This window comes from Modestobacter sp. SSW1-42, from assembly GCF_046635825.1.
Lineage (GTDB): Bacteria > Actinomycetota > Actinomycetes > Mycobacteriales > Geodermatophilaceae > Modestobacter.
Genome location: NZ_JBISCA010000001.1, coordinates 720,401 through 742,105 on the forward strand (window position 1 = coordinate 720,401; position 21,705 = coordinate 742,105).

Annotated in this window: 23 protein-coding genes; 12 read left to right on the forward strand and 11 right to left on the reverse strand. The window is 73.3% G+C overall.

The genetic code is table 11. The features are described from left to right. Positions 1-273, reverse strand: coding sequence for a DUF4235 domain-containing protein (locus ACGBYP_RS03595; protein WP_411581888.1), 273 nt, complete (start codon positions 271-273; stop codon positions 1-3). Continuing rightward, the gene (locus tag ACGBYP_RS03600) at positions 270-524 is read right to left on the reverse strand and encodes a DUF3618 domain-containing protein (RefSeq protein WP_411581889.1); all 255 of its coding nucleotides are present in this window, start codon (positions 522-524) and stop codon (positions 270-272) included. The genes ACGBYP_RS03595 and ACGBYP_RS03600 overlap by 4 nt, the downstream gene beginning before the upstream one ends. Before the next feature lie 124 nt (positions 525-648). Here ACGBYP_RS03600 and ACGBYP_RS03605 point away from each other — a divergent pair, with 124 nt between their 5' ends. After that, the gene (locus ACGBYP_RS03605) at positions 649-861 is read left to right on the forward strand and encodes a hypothetical protein (RefSeq protein ID WP_411581890.1); all 213 of its coding nucleotides are present in this window, start codon (positions 649-651) and stop codon (positions 859-861) included. Positions 862-915: 54 nt separating this feature from the next. Here the strand turns inward: ACGBYP_RS03605 and ACGBYP_RS03610 are convergent, their stop codons facing one another. Both ACGBYP_RS03610 and ACGBYP_RS03615 read right to left on the reverse strand, forming a co-directional pair. Further along, a complete protein-coding gene (locus ACGBYP_RS03610; RefSeq protein ID WP_411581891.1) occupies positions 916-1,899 on the reverse strand; it encodes an aldo/keto reductase family protein in 984 nt (327 codons plus the stop codon). Between the two features lie 93 nt (positions 1,900-1,992). Then, positions 1,993-2,601 (reverse strand): DUF3043 domain-containing protein, encoded by a 609-nt coding sequence (locus tag ACGBYP_RS03615; RefSeq protein WP_411581892.1) that lies wholly within the window; start codon positions 2,599-2,601, stop codon positions 1,993-1,995. Between the two features lie 219 nt (positions 2,602-2,820). Here ACGBYP_RS03615 and ACGBYP_RS03620 point away from each other — a divergent pair, with 219 nt between their 5' ends. Then, positions 2,821-3,186: a HesB/IscA family protein gene (locus tag ACGBYP_RS03620; protein ID WP_411581893.1), complete on the forward strand. Its 366-nt coding sequence runs from the start codon at positions 2,821-2,823 to the stop codon at positions 3,184-3,186. 402 nt (positions 3,187-3,588) lie between these two features. On the opposite strand, the gene asnB is transcribed toward ACGBYP_RS03620, so the two are convergent. From asnB to ACGBYP_RS03635, 3 genes are read right to left on the reverse strand one after another with little or no spacing between them, the layout of a single operon-like run. After that, on the reverse strand, positions 3,589-5,523 hold the full coding sequence (gene asnB / locus ACGBYP_RS03625; RefSeq protein WP_411581894.1) for an asparagine synthase (glutamine-hydrolyzing): 1,935 nt from the start codon (positions 5,521-5,523) through the stop codon (positions 3,589-3,591). A gap of 53 nt (positions 5,524-5,576) precedes the next feature. Next, on the reverse strand, positions 5,577-5,915 hold the full coding sequence (locus ACGBYP_RS03630; protein ID WP_411581895.1) for a DUF3817 domain-containing protein: 339 nt from the start codon (positions 5,913-5,915) through the stop codon (positions 5,577-5,579). Then, positions 5,905-6,270, reverse strand: coding sequence for a metalloprotease (locus ACGBYP_RS03635; RefSeq protein ID WP_411581896.1), 366 nt, complete (start codon positions 6,268-6,270; stop codon positions 5,905-5,907). Before ACGBYP_RS03635 ends, ACGBYP_RS03630 begins: the two co-directional genes overlap by 11 nt. 287 nt (positions 6,271-6,557) lie before the next feature. Here ACGBYP_RS03635 and coxB point away from each other — a divergent pair, with 287 nt between their 5' ends. Together coxB and ACGBYP_RS03645 are read left to right on the forward strand one after the other, a co-directional pair. Beyond that, a complete protein-coding gene (gene coxB / locus ACGBYP_RS03640; RefSeq protein ID WP_411581897.1) occupies positions 6,558-7,439 on the forward strand; it encodes a cytochrome c oxidase subunit II in 882 nt (293 codons plus the stop codon). 33 nt (positions 7,440-7,472) lie between these two features. Then, positions 7,473-7,871, forward strand: a complete 399-nt coding sequence (locus ACGBYP_RS03645; RefSeq protein WP_411581898.1) for a cytochrome c oxidase subunit 4 — start codon at positions 7,473-7,475, stop codon at positions 7,869-7,871. A gap of 347 nt (positions 7,872-8,218) precedes the next feature. On the opposite strand, the gene trpD is transcribed toward ACGBYP_RS03645, so the two are convergent. Together trpD and ACGBYP_RS03655 are read right to left on the reverse strand one after the other, a co-directional pair. Next, positions 8,219-9,280, reverse strand: coding sequence for an anthranilate phosphoribosyltransferase (trpD, locus tag ACGBYP_RS03650; protein ID WP_411581899.1), 1,062 nt, complete (start codon positions 9,278-9,280; stop codon positions 8,219-8,221). Positions 9,281-9,284: 4 nt separating this feature from the next. Beyond that, positions 9,285-9,707 (reverse strand): hypothetical protein, encoded by a 423-nt coding sequence (locus ACGBYP_RS03655; RefSeq protein ID WP_411581900.1) that lies wholly within the window; start codon positions 9,705-9,707, stop codon positions 9,285-9,287. Between the two features lie 146 nt (positions 9,708-9,853). On the opposite strand from ACGBYP_RS03655, the gene ACGBYP_RS03660 reads away from it, so the two are divergent. The 4 genes from ACGBYP_RS03660 to ACGBYP_RS03675 all read left to right on the forward strand — a co-directional run bounded on the left by ACGBYP_RS03660 (position 9,854) and on the right by ACGBYP_RS03675 (position 14,173). Next, on the forward strand, positions 9,854-10,468 hold the full coding sequence (locus tag ACGBYP_RS03660) for a heme-copper oxidase subunit III (protein ID WP_411581901.1): 615 nt from the start codon (positions 9,854-9,856) through the stop codon (positions 10,466-10,468). Positions 10,469-10,617: 149 nt separating this feature from the next. After that, a complete protein-coding gene (locus ACGBYP_RS03665) occupies positions 10,618-11,358 on the forward strand; it encodes a c-type cytochrome (protein ID WP_411581902.1) in 741 nt (246 codons plus the stop codon). Next, positions 11,355-12,470: a ubiquinol-cytochrome c reductase iron-sulfur subunit gene (locus ACGBYP_RS03670; RefSeq protein WP_411581903.1), complete on the forward strand. Its 1,116-nt coding sequence runs from the start codon at positions 11,355-11,357 to the stop codon at positions 12,468-12,470. The genes ACGBYP_RS03665 and ACGBYP_RS03670 overlap by 4 nt, the downstream gene beginning before the upstream one ends. After that, positions 12,470-14,173, forward strand: a complete 1,704-nt coding sequence (locus ACGBYP_RS03675) for a cytochrome b N-terminal domain-containing protein (protein ID WP_411581904.1) — start codon at positions 12,470-12,472, stop codon at positions 14,171-14,173. Before ACGBYP_RS03670 ends, ACGBYP_RS03675 begins: the two co-directional genes overlap by 1 nt. 765 nt (positions 14,174-14,938) lie before the next feature. Here ACGBYP_RS03675 and ACGBYP_RS03680 read toward each other — a convergent pair. Both ACGBYP_RS03680 and ACGBYP_RS03685 read right to left on the reverse strand, forming a co-directional pair. Then, on the reverse strand, positions 14,939-15,226 hold the full coding sequence (locus ACGBYP_RS03680) for an Lrp/AsnC family transcriptional regulator (RefSeq protein ID WP_163610520.1): 288 nt from the start codon (positions 15,224-15,226) through the stop codon (positions 14,939-14,941). Next, positions 15,223-17,205 (reverse strand): DEDD exonuclease domain-containing protein, encoded by a 1,983-nt coding sequence (locus tag ACGBYP_RS03685; RefSeq protein ID WP_411581905.1) that lies wholly within the window; start codon positions 17,203-17,205, stop codon positions 15,223-15,225. Before ACGBYP_RS03685 ends, ACGBYP_RS03680 begins: the two co-directional genes overlap by 4 nt. A 156-nt stretch (positions 17,206-17,361) precedes the next feature. On the opposite strand from ACGBYP_RS03685, the gene ACGBYP_RS03690 reads away from it, so the two are divergent. The 4 genes from ACGBYP_RS03690 (at position 17,362) to ACGBYP_RS03705 (ending at position 21,691) form a co-directional block, all read left to right on the forward strand. Continuing rightward, positions 17,362-17,736, forward strand: coding sequence for a hypothetical protein (locus tag ACGBYP_RS03690; RefSeq protein ID WP_411581906.1), 375 nt, complete (start codon positions 17,362-17,364; stop codon positions 17,734-17,736). Positions 17,737-18,057: 321 nt separating this feature from the next. Continuing rightward, complete coding sequence (locus ACGBYP_RS03695) at positions 18,058-19,164, forward strand: NlpC/P60 family protein (protein ID WP_411581907.1); 1,107 nt, start codon at positions 18,058-18,060, stop codon at positions 19,162-19,164. Between the two features lie 119 nt (positions 19,165-19,283). Then, a complete protein-coding gene (locus tag ACGBYP_RS03700) occupies positions 19,284-20,573 on the forward strand; it encodes a M48 family metallopeptidase (RefSeq protein ID WP_411581908.1) in 1,290 nt (429 codons plus the stop codon). Next, the gene (locus ACGBYP_RS03705) at positions 20,570-21,691 is read left to right on the forward strand and encodes a glycosyltransferase family 4 protein (RefSeq protein ID WP_411581909.1); all 1,122 of its coding nucleotides are present in this window, start codon (positions 20,570-20,572) and stop codon (positions 21,689-21,691) included. The genes ACGBYP_RS03700 and ACGBYP_RS03705 overlap by 4 nt, the downstream gene beginning before the upstream one ends. Positions 21,692-21,705 lie beyond the last annotated feature (14 nt).

Genomic DNA, 21,705 nt, shown 5'->3' on the forward strand with positions numbered 1-21,705 from the left:
TCAGTCGCCGGGCCAGGCGCCGGTGAGCTTGGTGAAGCCACGGGCGCCGCCCCGGCTGACCAGGGCCTTCACCACGGCGACGATGGCGCCACGGACGGCGGAGGCCACCAGGATCTCGCGCAGCCGGTACTCGCTCTGCATGGCCGTGGGGGCGTCGTCCTGCCGGGCGACCTTCTTCCACACCACCTGGAACACCGTGGCGGCGATCGAGCTGGCCACCAGGCTGCCGATCAGGCCGATGGGGCGGTAGACGGCCTTGGCGGTCTTGCTCATCGCTTCCTCCTCCAGACGACGATGCCCACGACGACCGTGACCAGGGCCGCGGCGGCCCCCAGCACGGTCGGCGGGCTCTCGCGATAGGTCTCCACCGCGGTGTCCCGGGTGCGCAGGGCGCTCTCGGTCAGCCGGGCGCGGGTGCGGGCCGGCACGTCGAGCCGGGCGGCGAGCTGGTCGACGGTCTCGCCCAGACGCTCACGGGTGGCATCGATCTCGGCCTGGATGTCCGCAGGGGTCGGCTTGCTCACGGGTCCTCCGCGGTCTCGGGGCGCTGGCGGTGCGGGTCTGCCATGCCCCGATCGGCTCACCGGGTAAACCAAGATCGACGTCACCGGCCCGGCGCGGGGACGACGTCCTCGCTAGCCTCCCGGCATGAGCTGGACCTGGCAGCTGGAAGACCCGGCGGGCGCGCCCGTGGACCCCGTCGCGCTCGGGGTGGAGGTGCCCGAGTGCGACAACCAGGGCGACGCGGAGTCCTGGCTGGGGGAGGCCTGGCGCGACCTGCTCGAGCGCGGCGTCGCCACGGTCACCCTGCAGCGCGACGGCGAGCGGGTCTACGGCCCGATGGGCCTGGCGGCCTCGTAGCCGGAGGGCCCGTCCGCCCCGCCGGGTGCCCGACGGGGCGGACGGGCCGTCCCGTCAGCCCCGGCTGGTCTTGGCCGGGTCGCGCTCGACGACGTCGCCGAGGACGTCGTCGATGCGGGTCAGCACCTCGGCCGGCAGGGTGACCCCGGCGGCCTTGACGTTGTCGTGCACCTGCTCGGGGCGGCTGGCGCCGATGATCGCGGCGGCGACGTTCTGGTTCTGCAGCACCCAGGCGACGGCCAGCTGCGCCATCGACAGGCCCAGCTCGTCGGCGATCGGGCGCAGCTGCTGGACCCGGGTCAGCACGTCGTCGGTCAGGTAGCCCTGCATCGACCCGCCCACGGTGGCGTGCCCGCCGCGGCTGTCGGCCGGCGGCTGCTGGCCGGGCAGGTACTTGCCGGTGAGCACACCCTGGGCCAGCGGCGACCAGACGATCTGGGAGAGACCCTCCTGCTCGCTGGTGGGCACGACCTCGGCCTCGATGACCCGCCACAGCATCGAGTACTGCGGCTGGTTGCTGATCAGCTGGACCTTGAGCTCGCGGGCCAGCTCGGCCGCGGCCGCGATCTCCTCGGCGCGCCACTCGGAGACCCCGAGGTAGAGCACCTTGCCCTGGCGCACCAGGTCGGCGAAGGCGGTCATCGTCTCCTCCAACGGCACCGAGGAGTCGTACCGGTGGGCCTGGTAGAGGTCGACGTAGTCGGTCTGCAGCCGCTGCAGCGAGGCGTTGCAGCTCTCGACGATGTGCTTGCGGGACAGCCCGCGGTCGTTGGCGCCGGGGCCGGTGGGCCAGTAGACCTTGGTGAAGATCTCCAGGCCCTCGCGGCGCTGGCCGGCCAGGGCCCGGCCGAGCACCGACTCGGCCTTGGTGCCGGCGTAGACGTCGGCGGTGTCGAAGGTGGTGATCCCGACGTCGAGGGCGGCCCGCACGCAGGCGTGGGCGGCGTCCTCCTCGACCTGGCTGCCGTGGGTGAGCCAGTTGCCGTAGGCGATCTCGGAGATGGTCAGGCCGGAACGGCCGAGGCGTCGTGTCTGCACGCTTCGACGCTAGTCCTGCGCCTGGCTAAGTACCCGGCCCCCTCGCAGGGCCCGCCGCGAGCTCGCGAGTGGTGGGGGCGAGGGGGTCCTTCCTCAGACCTCCGCGCCGAGGGCGACCTGCGGCTTCGGGTAGCGCCAGCGCCGGACCATCGTGGCGCGGCTGACGCCGTACCAGGCCAGGCTGTTCGGCTTCTGCGTGGTGTTCGGGAAGCGCTCGGCGACCTTGGCCTTGATCTTGCGGCTCAGGATGAGCGAGTCGACGACCAGCACCAGGAAGAACACGTACAGCACGACCGACGAGTAGACCTTCAGGGCCTGGCTGGGCACGACCAGGCTGACCAGCAGCAGGGCGGCGATGACCAGGAAGAAGCTGCCGAGGTTGCGGCGGGCGTCGACGATGTCGCGCACCAGCCGGCGCTCGGGACCCCGGTCGCGGGCGGTCAGCGAGCTGTCGTCCCCGCGGGCCGCGGCCTCGCGGGCGCTGCCCCGGGTCGCGACCTGCTGCTCCCGCTGACGCCGGTAGGCCTCCTTGCGCGTGGTCGGCGGCGGCGGCACCGGACCGGTGCGCCGCCCCTGTGCCTCGTTGCGCCGGGGGGTCGGGCGCCCCTTGCCCGGGCCGACCGCCGTCGACCCGTGCGGGGTGACGGTGGGGACGTCCGGCGTCGTGGTGTCGGCGCGGCGGCCGGGGAGGCGGAGCTTCACGGCTGTGGAGTCTACGTGGCCGGGGGTGCGCCACCGTGCTCTCGACGGCGGTCGTGCCCTCCCCGGGTGGGGTGCGGTCGCTGTGCTGCCCGACGTCGGCGCCGTACAGTGGGAAGCAGCTCCGCTCCGGCGGTGTTGGCCGTCAGTGCTCATTGACGGCACGGGCCCGTCCTCGCGGCGGGCCGAGCAGCACACCCTCGAGTGTGGGAGGACCACAACATGACCGTGCAGGACACGCAGGCCCCCAGCGACACCAGCGCCACCGCAGTCGTCCTCAGCGCCCCGGCTGCGCTGAAGGTGAAGACCCTGCTGGAGCAGGAGGGTCGCGACGACCTGCGGCTGCGCATCGCCGTCCAGCCCGGCGGCTGCTCCGGCCTGCGCTACCAGCTCTTCTTCGACGAGCGTTTCCTCGACGGCGACCAGACCTTCGAGTACGGCGGCGTCGAGGTCATCGTCGACCGCATGAGCACCCCCTACCTCGGTGGCGCGACGATCGACTTCGTCGACACCATCGAGAAGCAGGGCTTCACGATCGACAACCCGAACGCCGGCGGCTCCTGCGCCTGCGGCGACTCGTTCCACTGACGTAGCCCCCGCCCCCACGGGCGGGCCTGCGACGACACGGTGCCCGGCACCCCCTCGGGGGTGCCGGGCACCGTGCTGTCCGGGATCAGTTCTCCGTCGACGCACCCGTCGGGACCGGGATGGGCAGTCCGGACGACGGGGCCGGGACGGTGCTGCGTCCCGGCGTCGGCGTCCCACTCGGGGGTCCCGCCGTGGTCGGTGCGGCCGTGGTCGGTGCGGTCGAGGTGCTGGTCGGGGCCGGCGTGGGCGTGACCTCACCGGACGGCGACCCTGAGGTGGAGGTCGAGGTCGAGGGTCCGGGGAGCTGGGGGGAGCCCGCGTCACCGGAGCACGCGCCGAGCAGACCGGCGGCCAGGAGGGGACCGGCCACCGCGGTGGACAGCCGGATGGACGCGCGCACGGTCACAGCCGCACCGGGTAGACCGGCTCGGGGATCTGGGGGTGGATCCGCTCCTCGACGAAGATGCCGTGCCAGATCATGAAGACCAGCACCTCCCACACCTGGCGGGCGATCCGCTTGCTGGGGACCTCGGCGGAGCGCAGCCGCTCCAGCAGCACCAGCACGTGGTCGCGGTCGAGCCACTCGTCGGTCTGGCTGTCGGTGACGACGCCGCGGGCCCACTCGTGCAGCGGGCCGGCCAGGAAGTCGGCGGTCGGCACCGGGAAGCCCAGCTTGCGGCGGTTCATGATCCGCGGCGGCACGATCTGCGCCATCGCCTGCCGCAGGGCGTACTTGGTGGCGTCACCCCGGGCCGGCACCCGCTGCTCGACCGGCAGGCTGCTGGCGATGGCGAACACCTCGGGGTCCAGGAACGGCACCCGCAGCTCGAGCGAGTTCGCCATGGTGATCTTGTCGGCCTTGACCAGGATGTCGCCGCGCAGCCAGGTGAACAGGTCGACGTACTGCATCGCCGTCACGTCGTCGTAGCCGGCCTCGCGGGTCTGCCGGTACAGCGCCTCGGTGACGTCGACGTGCGACAGGTCGCGGTTCCGGCCGGGCATGAGCGCGGCCAGCTCGTCCTCGCGCATGTTGCGGGCGTTGCCGTAGTAGCGCTGCTCGAGCGGCGTCGAGGCGCGCACCAGCAGGTCCTGCCCGCGCACGCCCTCGGGCACCAGGCGGGACAGCCCGGCCAGCGCCCGTCGTCCGACGGCCGGCAGCTTGGACGCCCACGCCAGGCTCAGCGGCTCGCGGTAGATCGTGTAACCGCCGAACAGCTCGTCGGCGCCCTCGCCGGAGAGCACCACCTTCACGTGCTTGCGGGCCTCGCGGGCCACGAAGTACAGCGGCACGAGCGCGGGGTCGGCGACCGGGTCGTCGAGGTACCAGACGACGGCGGGGATCGCGTCGGCGAACTCCTGCGCGCTCACCTCGATCGGCACGTGCTTGACCCCCAGGATCGCGGCGGACTCCGCGGCGATCTCCACCTCCGACTGGGCCTGCCGCTGGAAGCCGACGGTGAAGGTGACCAGGTCGGGGTTGTACTTGTGCGCCAGTGCGGCGATCGCGGTGGAGTCGATGCCGCTGGAGAGGAAGGACCCGACGGTGACGTCGGCGCGCATGTGCTTGGCCACCGAGTCGTCGAGCACCTCGGCGATGCGGGCGTAGAGGGCCTGCTCGCCGCCGGCCGGGACCGGGCGCGGGGTGAACGTCGGGTGGAACCAGCGCTTGGTGGTCAGCTCGCCGCCGGCGACGGTGAAGCTCGTGCCGCTCTCGATCCGGCGGATGCCGCGGTGCAGGGTCGCGGGCTCGGGCACGTACTGCAGCGTCAGGTAGTGCTGCAGGGACGCCGGGTCGACCCCGCCGGCGGCGGCGCTGCCGCCGAGCAGTTCGAGGAGCGCCTTCTTCTCCGAGCTGAAGACCAGCCCGCCGTCGGCCAGGCGGGCGGTGAACAGCGGCTTGATGCCGAACGCGTCGCGGGCGCCGAACGCCGTCCCGGTGTGGGTGTCCCAGATGACGAAGGCGAACATGCCGCGCAGCTTCGGGACGACGGCCTCGCCCCACAGGTGGAAGCCGGCGACGATGGCCTCGGTGTCGCCCTCGGTGGCGAAGGTCGCGCCCGCGGCCTTCAGCTCCGCGCGCAGCTCCAGGTAGTTGTAGATCTCGCCGTTGAAGACGATCCGGTAGCGGTCCTCGGCGTAGGGCAGCGGCTGCGGGCTGCCCTCGATGTCGATGAGCGCCAGGCGGTTGAAGCCGAACACCACCTTGCTGTCCGACCACAGCACGCGGTCGTCGGGCCCGCGGTGGCGCACGCACCGCAGTGCGTGCTCGACCCCCGCGACGGTCTGCTCGTCGACGCGGTCGGCGTCGGTGGACAGGTAGGCCAGCAGGCCGCACATGCGGGAGGTCTCCAGGTGGTGGTGGGGGCGGGGGAGGAGCGGGGTGCGGCCGGTCAGAGCGGCTGGCCGGCGCGGACCCGCGCCGTCACCCGCCGCTCGGCCACGAACGACACGAAGGGGACGACGCCGGCCAGCAGGACCAGCACCGTGCCCTTCGCCGTGAAGCGGGCCTTGAGCGCCAGGTCGAACGCCGTCACCAGGTAGACGACGTAGAACAGGCCGTGGACCGGCGAGACGACGGCCGAGACCTCCGGGACGTCCGCCGCGTACTTGAGCGGGATGGCCACGGCCACCAGCACCAGCAGCATGACGCCGACGACGTAGGCCAGCACCCGGTAACGGGCCAGGGCGCCCGCCACCCGGGGCGGGAGGCTCGTGGTGTCAGCGGCCACGGGGCGTCTCCTGTCCGAGGGCCTTGGCGTTGAGCTCGGCCAGGTAGGCGTTGTAGGCGGCCAGCTCGGGGTCGCCGGTGGTGTCGATGCGGGGCCGCTGGTACAGGACGACGGCGTTGCCGGGCTCGTCGTCGGCGGGGTCGCGGTTGAGCTCGTCCTTCAGCATCCGCAGGTAGAAGCCCAGGCCCATGAAGCCGTAGAGCGGCCACTGCAGCGCGTAGCTCCAGTTGACCGCGCCACCGCCGCCCTCGGCCTTGCCCAGCTGCCAGTTGCCCAGGAAGAACGTCGCCACGAACAGCGCCAGCACCAGCAGGTGCAGCAGCACCCACCGCACGGTCAGCAGGCGTGAGTACACGCCCCTGACTGTAGTCGGCGGCCCCGTGGGGGAGGCGCTGCGCCGGGGAGGTGCCGGGCACATCCGCGGGCCCGCCGGACCGGGCCGCGGCCTGCGGCTCGGGCCTGTTCCCCCGCGCCGGGACGCGACCCGCCGGGACCCTGCTCCCGCCCCCGGGACGACGAGCGCGGTCGGCTAGTCTCGGGAAGACTGTGGTCGGGGTGGGCACGGCCTGTCGGGCAACCGAGGGGCACCCGCCGGTGAGACCGCGTGGCACCGCCACGCGGGAGATGAGGAGGCAGCGAGCAGTGGCTCGACGCAGCAAGCTGGCGAAGGTCGCCGGGCTCGGTCTCCTGGGTGCTCTGACGCTCAGCGGGTGCGACGTGCAGGGCGGTTGGCTCAGCTGGGGATGGCCCGAGGGCATCACCGACGAGGCCGCCCGGATGCACTCTCTCTGGATCGGTTCCACCATCGCCGCCCTCGTGGTCGGCATCGCGGTGTGGGCGCTCATCGCCTACGCGGCGATCCGTTACCGCAAGCGTGGCGACGAGGTCCCGCGCCAGACGGCGTACAACCTCCCGCTGGAGATCATCTACACGATCGTCCCGTTCATCATCATCGCGGTGCTGTTCTTCTTCACCGTGAGCACGCAGAACCGCGTGATGCAGCGCAGCGCCGACCCCGACGTCACCATCGCGGTCAACGCCTTCAAGTGGAACTGGCAGTTCGTCTACCCGGACACCACCGACGCCAACGGCGGCGAGCCGATCTCCACGGTCGGGTCGAGCACCGAGATCCCGATCCTCGTGGTCCCCACCGACCAGACCATCCGGTTCGAGCTGGCCTCGGCCGACGTCATCCACTCGTTCTGGGTGCCGGAGTTCCTCTTCAAGCTCGACGTCATCCCGGGCAACGAGAACGGCCGCGACAACGTCTTCGAGGTGACCGTCCGCGAGGAGGGCGCCTTCGTCGGTCGCTGCGCCGAGCTGTGCGGCACCTACCACGCGTACATGAACTTCGAGGTGCGCTCGGTCAACGCCGCCGACTACGAGGCCTACCTCGCCGCCCGCGAGGACGGCCTGTCGACGCACGACGCGCTCGAGAGCATCGGCCAGCCGGGCAACGCGACCTCGACCCGGCCGCTCGACCTGCAGCGCGAGCAGTCGTCCGCCGCAGCCTCGAATGACTGACCTGATCACCCCGCAGCACCAGGAGGAGCGGCCGTGAAGGTCGAAGCGCTCATCTTCAACATGATCACGGTGTTCTGCATCGTGGCAGCGATCGTCTACGGGCTCTGGTCCAAGGAGCCGATCGGCACCACGGCGCTGGCCCTCTCCGGTGGGCTCACCGCGCTCATCGGTGGCTTCTTCTGGTTCGTCAGTCGGCGCATCGACGCCCGGCCCGAGGACAGCAAGGACGCCGAGATCGCCGACGGCGCCGGCGAGCTGGGCTTCTTCAGCCCCGCGAGCTACTGGCCCTTCGGGCTGGCCTTATCCGCCGCGCTCATGGGCCTGGCCCTGGCGTTCTACTACCCCTGGCTGATCCTGATCGCGGGCGTCGCGCTCATCCTCACCATCGGTGGCCTGCTCTTCGAGTACTACATCGGGCAGAACGCGCACTGAGCTCAGCACCCCTCGTCCACGACGGGCCCCTCCCCGCACCGGGAAGGGGCCCGTCGTGCGTCGTGCGGGCTCGGCCGGTCCACTGGGGGAGCGGCACCAGCGGCGCCGGGGGACGCGATTCCGCCGCCCGCCTCCGTCGCCGTGAGCCCCGCCGGATCGTCCGTCCGCGCCCGGGGGTGACCCGGGCGCGGACGGGCCGGATCACGGGCGCACCGGGGACGCCGGCACGCTGCTGCCCGCCGGCGCACGATGGCGAGCAGCCCCTGTGGGTCGCCCGGCGGGACCGCCGGTGGGCAGATGAGCGGACCGGGCGGTCGTCCGTCGGACCGCGGGGCGCAGCCCCGGTGCTAGGCGCCGACGGCGGCGGCGCGGGCCTGCCGGCTGACCTGGACCCACTGGTCCAGCTTGGCCGCCGCCCGACCGTCGTCGACGGCCGCCGCGGCCCGCTCGAGGCCGGCCCCCAGGACGTCGTGCAGCCGGCCACCGTGGGTGTCGAAGGCGGCCAGCGCCGCGGCGGCGTTGAGCAGCACCGCGTCGCGGACCGGGCCCGGGTCACCGGCGACCAGCCGACGGACGACCTCGGCGTTGACCTCCGGACCGCCGCCGCGCAGCGCGCCCGGCTCGGCGACCGGCACCCCGAGCGCTGTGGGGTCCAGCCGCTCGGGCATGACCTCGCCGTCGCGGACCACCCACACCGCCGAGGTGGTCGTGGTGGTCAGCTCGTCGAGGCCGTCGTCTCCGCGGAAGACCAGCGCCCGGGTGCCCCGGTCGGCCAGAACCTGCGCGAGCACGGGGGCCATCCGGGTGTCCGCGCAGCCGATCGCGGCCGCCACGGGGCGGGCGGGGTTGGTCAGCGGCCCGAGGAAGTTGAACACGGTGCCGATGCCCAGCTCGCGGCGCGGCACGCCGGCGTGGCGGAACCCGGGGTGGAAGACCGGGGCGAAGAAGAACCCGATGCCTGCCTCCCGCACGCACTGCGCCACCGCGGGGGCCGGCAGGTCGATGACCACGCCGAGCGCCTCGAGGACGTCGGCGGTGCCCGACGCCGAGGACGCCGCACGGTTGCCGTGCTTGGCCACCGGGACCCCCGCCGCCGCCACGACGATCGCGGCCATGGTCGAGATGTTGACCGTCTGGGCCCCGTCACCACCGGTCCCGACGATGTCCACGCAGTCGAGGGGCAGGCTCACCGGGGTGGCCAGCTCGACCATCGTGGTGGCCAGCCCGGCCACCTCCTCCGGGGACTCGCCCTTGGCCCGCAGGGCGACGAGGAAGCCGGCGACCTGGGCCGGTGTCGCCTCCCCGGTCATCACCTGCTGCATCGCCCAGCGGGCGTCCTCGACGGAGAGGTCCTCGCGGCGGATCAACCGGTTGAGCAGTCCCGACCACGTCGGGCGGACGTCTGCCACCTCGTCAGCGACGGACGACGGGACGCTGCCCGGCGCGCGCCCGCAGCAGCCCGGCGACCACGTCGGCGGCGGTGAGCGGGTCGACCGGGTAGGCCAGCGTGGCGTCGGCCAGCGACCAGTGCGCCAGCCAGCGGTCGGCCTGGCGGGCGATGAGGACGACCAGCTGAGGGCAGTCGGCGATCTCGTTCTTCAGCTGGCGGCTGATCCCCATGCCGCCGGTGGGCTGGGCTTCGCCGTCGAGCAGGCACAGGTCGATGCCGCCGGCGTCGACCGCGGCGACGACCTCGTCGCCGGAGGCGCACTCGACGTACCGGAGCGGCCCCACGTCGGTGGCCGGGGCGGTGCCCAGCGCGGTGCGGACGGCGGCGCGGACCTCGGCCCGCTGGCTGAAGACCAGCACGGTGGCCGGTGCGGCGTCGACGCTCACCCGGCGGAGCCTAGCGGGCGCGGGGCCCCACCGGGGAGGCAGGCGGCCTACGCTTTGGTGGTGCACAACCGGCATGTTGCCCGAGACGCGCCACGCGGACCCGACCCCACGTCGTGGGGAGCCTGTCCCGATGCCATGATGAACCCGTGACAACGGCCCCCGTGGCGAGCAGCACCTTCGACACCTCGCGGGTGCACTCCCTGACTCGACCGAACATGGTCAGCGTCGGCACGATCGTCTGGCTCTCCAGCGAGCTGATGTTCTTCGCCGGCCTGTTCGCCATCTACTTCACCGCGCGTGCGCGAGCGCTGGAGGGTTGGCCCCCGGAGCCCACCGAGCTCAACGTGCCCTACGCGACGGTCTTCACCCTGATCCTGGTGGCCTCCTCGGTCACCTGTCAGTACGGGGTGTTCGCCGCGGAGATCGGCAACGTCTACGGCCTCCGGCGCTGGTTCACCATCACCTTCGTGATGGGCCTCGTCTTCGTGCTCGGCCAGGCGTTCGAGTACCGGACGCTGGTCGTCGACCACGAGACGACGCTCTCGTCGTCGACGTACGGATCAGCGTTCTACCTGACCACCGGCTTCCACGCACTGCACGTCATCGGCGGCCTGCTGGCCTTCGTCTTCGTGCTCATCCGGTCCACCATGGGCCGATTCACGCCTGCCCAGGCGACCTCGGCGATCGTGGTGTCCTACTACTGGCACTTCGTCGACGTCGTGTGGGTCGGTCTGTTCATCACCATCTACCTGATCCAGTAGGGAACCGGGTGTCCACTCCCAACGCCTCATCCGTCGCCCCCGCCGAGGGCCGTCGCCGAGGGCTGCGCCGCCTCCGCCCGGAAGCCGGCTCGCCGGCGGCCGCTGCGCGGGACCGTCGTCGCTCCAAGCAGCGTCGTCGCCTGGCCAACGTGGCCGGCCTGATGGCTGCCCTGGTGCTGACCGGTGTGGGCTACTCCGCGCTGGCCCCGGGCGCCAGCGCCGCCGACGACTCGACCGGCAACCCGTCCAACGCCGTCGAGGCCGGCCGCGAGCTGTACACGCGCAGCTGCATCACCTGCCACGGTTCGAACCTGCAGGGCGTCGAGGACCGCGGTCCCTCGCTCATCGGCGCCGGCGAGGCCGCCGTCTACTTCCAGGTGCACACCGGCCGCATGCCGCTGGTCCGCCAGGAGGCCCAGGCCCCCGAGCGCCCGCCGATCTTCTCCGAGGAGGAGATCGACCAGCTCATGGCCTACATCCAGGAGAACGGCGGTGGGCCCACGCTGCCCTCCGGCGACCTGCGTGACGGCGACCTGGCCGAGGGTGGCGAGCTGTTCCGCCTCAACTGCGCCCAGTGCCACAACTTCACCGGCCAGGGCGGTGCGCTGTCCTCGGGCAAGCGTGCCCCGTCGCTGGCCGAGGCCAACGACCTCACGATCTACGCGGCCATGCTGCACGGCCCGGAGAACATGCCGGTGTTCGGTGACAACCAGCTGAGCCCGGACGAGAAGCGGTCGATCATCGACTACGTGCAGACCATGAAGGAGAGCGCCGACCCCGGCGGCTACGGCGCCGGTCGTGTCGGCCCGGTGGCCGAGGGTCTGGTCATCTGGGTCGCGGCCGTCGGTGCCCTGCTCTTCGGGATCTTCTGGATGGGGACCAAGGCGTGACCACGACCGAACCCCGCCCCGGTTCCACGGGCGGCGCCGACGAGGCCGGGCAGCTGCACGGCGGGCCGGACGACGACTACTCGCCGGAGCAGCTCGCGGCGATGGACCGCACCGAGCTGGACCGCCTCGGTGCCCGGCTCGACGGCGTCGAGATCCTGCACGTCGAGCCCGCGGCCCCCATCGGGTCGCCGTTGGACAAGAAGAACACCCGCCTGGTCACGATGTGGTTCGCCCTGGCCGGCCTGCTCTCCCTCGCCTTCGTGGTCGTCTTCCTCGGCTCAGGCTGGTTCCTGCCCAGCTGGGAGTGGCGGATCGAGAGCGGCACCTGGAGCGCGCTGTACACCCCGCTCCTGGGCGCCACCATGGGCGGCGCGCTGATCGCGGTGGGCGTCGCGCTGGTGCTCTACGTCAAGAAGCTGCTGCCGCACGAGACCGCGGTGCAGGACAAGCACGACGGGTCGCACTTCGACCGGGTCACCACCGGTGCCACCCTGATGGGCGGCCTGCACAACTCCGGTCTGCCCCGCCGCAAGCTGCTGGTCGGCGTCCTGGGCGTCATGAGCCTGGCGTTCGGCGCCATGCTCGTGTCCCTGCTGGGCGGGTTCATCAAGAACCCGAACAAGGGCAACCCGCTGGGCACCACGCCGTGGGCGCAGGGCGTCCGTCTGCTCCGTGACGACGGCACCCCGGTCCGCCCCGGTGACCAGCAGCCCGGCTCGCTGGCCACCGTCTTCCCGGCGGTCGAGGGCGGGGACCGCGCGTACGACGCCGCGGTCATGCTCATCCGCCTCCGCCCGGAGCAGATCGAGTCCCTCCGTCCGGCCACCGGCCGGGAGGACTTCGGCTTCGGTGACTACGTCGCCTACTCCAAGGTCTGCACGCACGCCGGTTGCCCGGTGTCGCTGTACGAGCAGGAGACCAGCAGGATCCTGTGCCCCTGTCACCAGTCGCAGTTCGACGTGACCCAGGGCGCCAAGCCGGTCTTCGGCCCGGCCACCCGCTCCCTGCCGCAGCTCCCGATCGAGGTCGACGAAGAGGGGTACTTTGTGGCCCGAGGAGACTTCCCCGAGCCGATCGGGCCGTCGTTCTGGAACATTGGGAGGCTCAACTGATGGCCACCAGCACCGTGCCCGGGCCCGGGGCGCCTGCAACGCTCGTCGGCAAGGCGGCCTTCGAGGTCGATGACCGGCTGATCGTCGCCGGCCCCGTCCGGCGCACCCTGAACAAGGTCTTCCCCGACCACTGGTCGTTCCTGCTGGGCGAGATCGCTCTCTACTCGTTCATCATGCTGCTGCTGTCGGGTACGTACCTGACCTTCTTCTACGACGCGTCGATGAAGGAGATCGTCTACAACGGCTCGTACTCCGCGCTCCGCGGTGTCGAGATGTCGGCGGCCTACGAGTCCACCCTGGACATCTCGTTCGACGTCCGTGGCGGTCTGTTCATCCGGCAGCTGCACCACTGGGCGGCGCTGCTCTTCGTCGCCTCGATCGTGGTCCACCTGCTGCGCATCTTCTTCACCGGCGCCTACCGCCGGCCCCGTGAGACCAACTGGTTCATCGGTGTGGCGCTGCTGGTGCTGGCCATGCTCGAGGGCTTCGCCGGCTACACCCTCCCCGACGACCTGCTCTCCGGCACCGGGCTCCGCATCTTCTCGGCGGTGTTCCTCTCCATCCCGGTCATCGGGACGTGGATCTACTTCACCGTCTTCGGTGGGGACTTCCCGGGTGAGCTGATCATCGGGCGGCTCTACATCCTGCACGTGCTGATCATCCCGGCGGTCCTGCTGGCGCTCATCGCGCTGCACCTGCTGATCCTGGTGAAGCAGAAGCACACGCAGTTCCCCGGGGCGGGGCGCACCGAGCACAACGTGGTCGGCAACCGGCTCTTCCCGACGTTCGCCGCCAAGGCGACCGGCCTGCTGTTCATCGTCTTCGGTGTGCTCGCCGCGCTCGGTGGTCTGGTCCAGATCAACCCGATCTGGCAGATGGGTCCCTACAACCCGTCGCAGGTCTCGGCCGGGTCGCAGCCCGACTGGTACATCGGCTTCGTCGACGGCGGTTCGCGCATCATGCCGCCGTGGGAGATCGACCTGTGGGGCTACCACATCCCGCCGGTCCTCTGGGGCGCCCTCGGCATCCCCGGCATCATGTTCACGCTCCTGGCCTTCTACCCGGTCATCGAGCGCGTGCTGACCGGCGACACCGCCAGTCACCACCTGCTCCAGCGTCCGCGCGACGTCCCAGTGCGCACCTCGCTGGGCGCGATGGCGATCACCGCCTATCTGGTGCTCTTCATCTCCGGTGGCAACGACGTCGTGGCCGACAAGTTCGACATCAGCCTCAACGCGATGACCTGGGCCGGCCGCATCGGGTTCCTGATCCTGCCCCCGATCGCCTACTGGGCGACCTACCGCCTGTGCCTGGGCCTCGAGCGGCACGACCGCGAGGTGCTCGAGCACGGCATCGAGACCGGCGTCATCCGCCGGCTGCCCAGCGGTGAGTTCATCGAGGTCCACCAGCCCCTGGGGCCGGTCGACGAGCACGGTCACGGGATGCTGGCCTACGGCGGCGCCTCGGTCCCCAAGAAGATGAACCAGGTCGGTGGCGCCCGCCGCGCCGTCCGGGGCTTCTTCAAGCCGATCGAGGAGCCGGCGGCCGTCCAGCGCGAGGCGGAGGAGCAGGCCCGCGGCCTCGAGTCCGAGCAGGCGCACCGCCAGCTCACCGGCTCGGGTCGTCCCTCCGAGGGCGGTCGCCCCAGCGAGGGTGGTCGTCCCTCCGAGGGCGGCAAGCCCCAGCAGGAGCCCCGCTCCTGATCGAGCAGCACTGAGCACCACAGCAGGGGCCCCGGCGGCATCGTCCGCCGGGGCCCCTGCTGCGTGTACCGGTCGTTCCGTGCGGTCGCGTCGGTCGCGTCGGTCGACCGGTCACCTCCTGCATGCGACCATCCGGGCGGCCACGGTTGCTTCGGGCAGCCGACCGTCGGGCGCCGACCGGCAGAGGACCCCGTCCGCCGGGCAGGGACACGGCTCGGTCTAGCCAGGACGCCGCCGCTCCGTACCCGGCTGACGAACTGGTGACGGTCACGGTGTGCTGCGCAGGGGCGGCGGGAGTTACCTCCCGCTGCCAGGGCGATGACCCGACCCACCGTGCCGGGATGACGAGGGGGCCGTCGTGCGCGGCGAGGGCGCCGCCACGAGGCGGGACCTGCTGGAGCTGCCTGGTCGCCAGGGAGCAGCCCGGTCATCCCTGAGCTGCCTGGTCACCGTGGGGCTGCCTGGTCACCGTGGGGCTGCCTGGTCACCGTGGGGCTGCCGGGTCACCGGGGAGCGGCCGGGTCATCGGGGAGCGGCCGGGTCATCGCGGAGCGGCCAGCGCGGGACCGTCGGACCGGCCCCTGGTTGGTCGTCACGACAGGGCGACCGTGGCCGACCCGTTCCCGGCCAGCGTCGTCCGGGCGCGGTCGGACCACAGCCCGCCCGGGACCCAGCGGCCCCGTCGCAGCCTGTCGGGCCGGGGGGCGCAGCGTGTCGATCCGGGGGGCCGGGAGCCCGGACGGCGGGCGGCGGTGCGGCCGTCGTTCAGTCGGCGGACTCGAAGCCGATCGAGAAGGCGGCCTCGAGGTCGTGCCGGGAGTAGGCGCGGAAGGCGATGTGGGTGTCGGTGTCGAGGACACCGGGGACCTTGTTGATCCGGCCGGCGATCACCTGGGCGATCTCCTCGAACTCGTGCACCCGGACGAGCGCGACCAGGTCCACCCCGCCGGCCACGGAGTACACCTCACTGACGCCGGGCAGGGCGGCGACGGCCTCGGCGACCTCGCCGATCGAGTCGGTGGCGGCATCGATCATCACGATGGCGGTGATCACGTCGGGGATGCTAGCCCGATGCCGGTCCGCCCGCGCCGTCCCGGCGTGCGGCCGTCGGGCCGGGGGCGGGACCGGCGGCCGGGCTCGGCGGGACGCCCCGGCGCCACCCGGTCGGGCTGCGAGCGGGTGCCCAGCGACCGGTTGTCGGCGAACGGGTCGCGCTCGGCGCGGCCGGCCTCCACCAGGGCCAGGAAGCCGCTGTAGTCGCCGGTGCCGGGCGTGCGGCTGGCGAGCGTGCCGGTGACGTCGACCAGGCGGGTGCCCGGCTTCTCCATCCACCTCAGCACGAGTTCGGTCTCCTCCACGGTGGCGGCCAGCTCGCCGTCGCCGACCGTGACGGTCTCCGCAGTGGCCCGCAGGTCGGCGAGGTACCCGCGCACCGACCGGCCGCGCTCGGCCACCCCGGCGGCCACGAGACGGCCGTTGCGGACCACCGACAGCTGCCAGCCGCCCTCGCCGTCGGGCCGGGCCAGGACGAGCTCGGGCACCGCCGCCAGGGAGGCCAGCCGCTGCCGCCGGCGCACGGCGCGCACCAGCACGGCCGCCCGGTCGCGCAGTTCGGCGGCGTCCTCGTAGCGCCCTTCGGTGGCCAGGCGCTCGACCCGGTCCAGCAGCGGGGCGACGAGGCCGCGGGGGTCGTGCTCGACGGCGGCGGCGAAGACCTCGGTGACCGATGCGTACTCCTCCCGACTCTGCGCTCCGGTGCAGGGCGCTCCGCAGCGCCCCATCCCGGCCAGCGCACAGGCGCTGCCGAGCACGGTGAGCGACAGCCGGCCGGTGCACTGCCGCAGCGGCAGCGACTCGTGTACTGCGGCCATGGCGGCCTCGGCCGCCCGGCGGTCGGGGAAGGGGCCCAGGAAGGTGCCTGCACCAGGGACCTCCCGGCGGACCACCGACAGCCGGGGGAACGGCTCGTCGGTGAGCCGCACCCACAGCGCGCGCTCGGGGAAGCGGGAGCGCTTGTTGTAGCGCGGCTTGTGCTGGGCGATCAGCCGCAGCTCCCGGACGGCGGCCTCGAGGTCGTGGGCGCAGGGGAGCGCCTCGATCCGCTCGGCGATGGTGATCATCTCGGTCATGCGACTGCGCTGCTCGCCGGCGGAGAAGTAGCTGCGCACCCGGGTGCGCAGGTCACCGGAGGTGCCCACGTACAGCGGCTCGTCGCCGGGACCGCGGAAGACGTAGACGCCGGGGCCGTGCGGGACGTCCTCGGCCAGGTGGCGCTTGCGCCGGCGTCGCGGGTCGACCTGGCGGGTCAGGCCGGTGAGCTCCTCCAGCGAGGTGACGCCCAGGGGGCCCAGCCGCTCGAAGAGCCCGTGCAGCACGTCGACGGTGGCCCGGGCGTCCTCCAGGGCGCGGTGGGTGGGCTCGGTCCGGGAGGAGAAGTAGGGCGCGAGGGTGCCCAGCTTGCAGTTGGGCACCTCGTCGCGGGTGAGCAGCCGGCGGGCCAGCACGGCGGTGTCGACCGAGGCGAACGCCGGCCACGCCACGCCGCTGGCCTCACAGGCCGCGCGGAGGAACCCGAGGTCGAAGGGCGCGTTGTGGGCCACCAGGACCGTGCCGCGGGCGAACTCCAGGAAGCCGGGCAGCACCGCCTCGATCCGCGGTGCGGCGGCGACCATCATCGTGGTGATCCCGGTGAGCACGCTGATGTAGGGCGGGATGGCGTGGCCCGGGTCGACCAGCGTCTGGAACTCCCCGAGCACCTGACCGCCGCGGACCTTGACCGCCCCGATCTCGGTGATGGCGCTGTCCTTCGGGGAGCCGCCGGTGGTCTCCAGGTCGACGACGACGAAGGTGACCTCGGCCAGCGCGGTGCCCAGGTCGTCGATCGTGGCCTGCTGGTAGCGCGGGCGCTCCGGGGCGCTCACCCCGGGGGACGCGGCGCCGTGCACCGGGAGGGCCACCCGCTGCCAGCCGGACCGCTCCGGCGGTGCCCCGGGTGCGTCCGGCGGGAACGGTGGGACAGGCGGGAACAGCACGCACCGGACGCTAGGTCGGGTGTCCGACAGTTCCGCGCAGCCCACGCCGGGTGGCCGGTCGGCATCGGGGCGCGGGCGGGTGGCGGACCGGAACTGTCGGTGCCCTTCCCTAACGTCCGCGCTGCCCGGTCCCGGAGACAGAGAAGGAGAGCCGCCGTGCTCATCGACTGCGACACCTGCACCGTCCGCGGTCACGGCTGCGACGACTGCGTCGTGACCGTCCTGCTGGGTGCTCCGCCGGGCTGGCGGGGGAGCGACCCCACCGTCGTGCCGCTGACCCGTCGCCGGCCCGCGGCCGGGACCGGGCCCGTGGTGTCGGCACCCGCGGCTGCCGCGGCCGGCGACGCGCCCGGGCGGGCCGCCGCCGACGGTGACATGGGTCGCGTTGACGCGCCCGCCGCCGACCCCTGGTCGGTCGTCGAGCTCGACGAGGTCGAGCAGGAGGCCGTCCGTGCGTTGGCAGAGTTCGGCCTGGTTCCGCCGTTGCGTCATCAGGATGCGTCCATCCGCGGGAGCCGGCACGTCAGCTGACAAATCGCAACAGTGTGATTTGTCAGGTTCTTGCTCCAGTTGGGTGTTTGACGGGGCTTCATCTCGATCCGGTCACGGACCTAAGTTCGTCGTGTCCGTCCGAGAGGTCGTCACCACAGAGGGTGACCTCGGCCGGACACCGCCCGACCACCAGACCCGCGACCGGGTCGGTGGACCGGGAGCCACCGCGCCACCGGGTGAGCCTCCTGGGTCCGCACAGCGCGCCGAGCACCGCGTCGACCAGGACGCGACGGGGTCCACTCCCGGCCCGGCGGCCGACCGGACCGGCGGTCGACCGGAAGAAACGGAGCCCCGCCGCCCGTGGCGAGCCCTCAGTCCCGTGTCCGGCCCATCCGGCCGACCGCACCTGCCGACCGCACCGCGGGCCGTCGTCCTGCCCGGTCCTGGGCGCGACGGGGCGGTCGACTGGCCACCGGTCTCCTGGCGGGCGTCACGGCCAGCCTGGCGCTGGCCCTCCTGCCCGGCAGCGCGGCAGCGGCCCCGGGTGACCCGGTCACCCAGGCGGCCACCCCCGAGGAGGCGACCCGGCTGGTCTCGGACGCCACCCACGACCTCGAGGTCGTCACCGAGGAGCTCAACGACGCCCAGGAGACCCTGACCCAGCAGCGGGCCGCCGCCGAGGCCGCCGGCCGGACGGTCGCCGAGACGCAGGCCCAGCTCGCCGCGCTGGACGAGCAGGTGCGCCGGATCGCGCGCAGCGCCTTCACCGGCGAGAACCTGTCCCGGTTCAACGCGCTCATGACCAGTGGCTCGGCCGACGAGTTCCTGGCCCAGGTCACCACGCTCGACGCGATCGCCGGCCACACCGACGAGGTGCTCGGTCAGGTCACTGCTGCCGCTGCGGCCGCCGACCAGGCGCGCGCCGACGCCGAGACCGCCGCCGCGACCGCCGAGCAGACGCTGGCCGACACGACCGCCCGCCAGCAGGACCTCACCGCCCGCATCGCCGACTACCAGCACCAGTTCGACGCGCTGTCGGTCGTCCAGCAGCAGGAGGTCGTGGTCGAGCACTCCGGCCCGGTGCTCGAGCCGCCGGCGCAGGTGAGCGCGCCGAGCGACGCGGCGCAGGTCGTCGTCGACACCGCCCTGGCCCAGCTCGGCGACCCGTACGTGTGGGGCGCCGGCGGCCCCGACGCCTTCGACTGCTCCGGCCTCACCCAGTACGCCTACGCGGCCGCGGGCATCGCCCTGCCGCACTCCAGCCGCGCCCAGGCCGGCATGGGCACCCCCGTCGACCGGGCCGCCCTGCAGCCCGGTGACCTGGTGTTCTTCTACAGCCCGGTCAGCCACGTGGGCATCTACATCGGCAACGGCCAGATGGTGCACGCCTCCACGTTCGGCCAGCCGGTGATCGTCTCCACGGTCGACATGCGGGGCTACGTCGGCGCCCGTCGGCTGCTCGGCTGAGCGCTGCGTGGCGCAGGTGCCCCGGGGCAGCCCCCCCACGCCCGGGACGGGGACCCGCGCACAGACCGGCTGCCTAAGCTCGCCGCCGTGTGCACGCTGACCCGCTCGGGCGCCTCCCGATGAGCACCGCCGTCGGGGCGCAGCCGACCTCCCGCCGCCCGGCCCTGGCGGTGGCCGCGGTGCTGGGCCTGGTGCTGGTCGCCGTCGTCGTGGTGGTGACCCCCTGGGACCTGCTGCCCACGCCGCCCGGCGGCCGGACCCCGGTCGACCCGGCCGCGGCGTTCACCCCCGAGCAGGCGGCCCGTGCCGAGGCGTTCGCCGCGGCCCTGCGCCCGGCGTCGCTGACCTCGCTGGTGGTGGGGCTGGTCGTCTCGACGGTCTTCGGGCTCACCCGGGCCGGGGCGGCCACCGCCCGCGCGGTGGCCCGGCCGCTGGGCGGTGGCTGGGCCTGGCGGGTGCTGCTGGGCACGGTGGCGATCCTGGTGGCCGGGCGACTGGCCACCCTGCCGCTGGCCGCCTACGCCGAGGTGGTCCGGCACCGCTACGGGCTGTCCACGCGCGGCTGGGGGCTGTGGGCCCGGGACGTCGCCACCTCGACCGGCATCAACGCCGGGCTGACCGCGCTGGGCATGCTGGTGCTGGTCGGGCTCGCCCGCCGGGCGCCGCGCACCTGGTGGGCCTGGGCGGGTGGGGCCGCCGCGGCGCTGGTGGTGATCGGGTCCTTCCTCTACCCGCTGCTCATCGAGCCGGCGTTCAACCGCTTCGAGCCGATGCCGGCCGGCCCGCTGCGCACCGAGCTGCTGGCGCTGGCCGAGCGCAGCGGGACCCCGGTCGAGGACGTGCTCGTCGCCGACGCGAGCCGGCGCACCACCGCCCTGAACGCCTACGTGTCCGGCTTCGGCTCGACCCGGCGGATCGTCGTCTACGACACCCTGCTCGACCAGGTGCCCGACGAGCAGGTCGAGTCGATCGCCGCGCACGAACTGGGGCACGTGGCGAGCGACGACGTCCTCACCGGGACGCTGATCGGCGCGCTCGGCGCGGGCGCGGGGACGGCGCTGCTGGGCTGGCTGGTCAGCTCGCCGCCGCTGTTGCGCCGGGCGGGGGCGAGCGGGCCCGGCGACGGGCAGGTCGTCGGCCTGCTGCTCCTGCTGCTGGCCGTGGGCACGCTGGTGTCCACGCCGGTGCAGAACCTGGTGAGCCGGCACATCGAGGCCCGCGCCGACCTGCACGCCCTCGACCTCACCGGCGACCCGGCGTCCTTCGTCGCCGTGCAGCGCTCGCTGGGCTCGGCCAACCTCAACGACCCCGACCCGCCGGCGGCCTGGCAGTGGTTCTTCGGCAGCCACCCCACGACGGCGCAGCGGATCGCCTTCGCCGAGGACTGGACGCAGGTGCACGGCGGATGAGGCGGACCCTCGTCGTGACCAACGACTTCCCGCCGCGGCAGGGCGGGATCCAGACCTTCGTCGCCGCGCTGCTGGAGACCCGGCCTCCGGAGACGCTCGTGGTCCTCGCCTCCGACCACCCCGGCTCGGCCGCGCACGACGCCGCGCTGCCCTACGAGGTGGTGCGGATGCCCACCGGGATGCTGCTGCCCACCCCGCGTACCGCCCGGGCCGCCGTCCGGCTGGCCCGCGAGCACGACTGCCGGACGGTGTTCTTCGGTGCCGCCGCGCCGCTGGGCCTCCTGGCCCCGGCGCTGCGCCGGGCGGGGGTCGAGCGCCTGGTCGGGGCCACCCACGGGCACGAGACCGGGTGGGTCGCCCTCCCCGGTGCCCGGCAGGTGATGCGCCGCATCGCCGGCGGGCTGGACACCGTGACCTACATCAGCGAGTTCACCCGCAGCCGGCTCGCCCCGGCGCTGGGCGACCGCACCGAGCTGGTGCAGCTCTCACCCGGCGTGGACGTCGACCGGTTCACCCCGGCCGCCGACGGCGCCGCGGTGCGCGCCCGGCACGGCCTCGGCGACGCCCCGGTCGTGGTCTGCGTGTCCCGGCTGGTGCCGCGCAAGGGCCAGGACGTGCTGGTCGCCGGGTGGGCCGACGTCCTGGCCCGGCACCCGCGCGCCCGGCTCCTGCTGGTGGGTGGTGGGCCGCTGGAGCCGGCGCTGCGGCGGGCGGTGGCCGACCGTGGCCTGCAGGACTCCGTCGTCCTGACCGGGGGCGTGCCGGCCGAGGATCTGCCGGCCCACTACGCCGCCGGCGACGTGTTCGCCATGCCCTGCCGCACCCGGCGGGGCGGGCTGGACGTCGAGGGTCTGGGGATGGTGTTCCTGGAGGCCGCCGCCTGCGGCCGGCCGGTGGTCGCCGGCACGTCCGGCGGGGCGCCGGAGACGGTGGTGGAGGGCGTCACCGGGCACGTCGTCGACCCGCGCTCGCCCGCGGCGGTGGCCGCCGTGCTGGCGGGGCTGCTCGACGACCCGGACCGGGCGCGCGCGATGGGCGTGGCCGGCCGGGCCTGGGTCGAGCAGCGCTGGTCCTGGACGACGATCGCCGGCACGTTCGCCGCCGTCCTCGACGGCTGAGCGGCCCGCGGCAC

What these genes read in the sequence shown, in the direction of transcription:
- ACGBYP_RS03595 (WP_411581888.1), bottom strand. Translation starts at nt 273, where the DNA reads ATGAGCAAGACCGCCAAGGCCGTCTACCGCCCCATCGGCCTGATCGGC.
- ACGBYP_RS03675 (WP_411581904.1), top strand. Translation starts at nt 12,470, where the DNA reads ATGGCCACCAGCACCGTGCCCGGGCCCGGGGCGCCTGCAACGCTCGTC.
- ACGBYP_RS03705 (WP_411581909.1), top strand. Translation starts at nt 20,570, where the DNA reads ATGAGGCGGACCCTCGTCGTGACCAACGACTTCCCGCCGCGGCAGGGC.
- ACGBYP_RS03700 (WP_411581908.1), top strand. Translation starts at nt 19,284, where the DNA reads ATGAGCACCGCCGTCGGGGCGCAGCCGACCTCCCGCCGCCCGGCCCTG.
- asnB (WP_411581894.1), bottom strand. Translation starts at nt 5,523, where the DNA reads ATGTGCGGCCTGCTGGCCTACCTGTCCACCGACGCCGACCGCGTCGAC.
- ACGBYP_RS03620 (WP_411581893.1), top strand. Translation starts at nt 2,821, where the DNA reads ATGACCGTGCAGGACACGCAGGCCCCCAGCGACACCAGCGCCACCGCA.
- ACGBYP_RS03605 (WP_411581890.1), top strand. Translation starts at nt 649, where the DNA reads ATGAGCTGGACCTGGCAGCTGGAAGACCCGGCGGGCGCGCCCGTGGAC.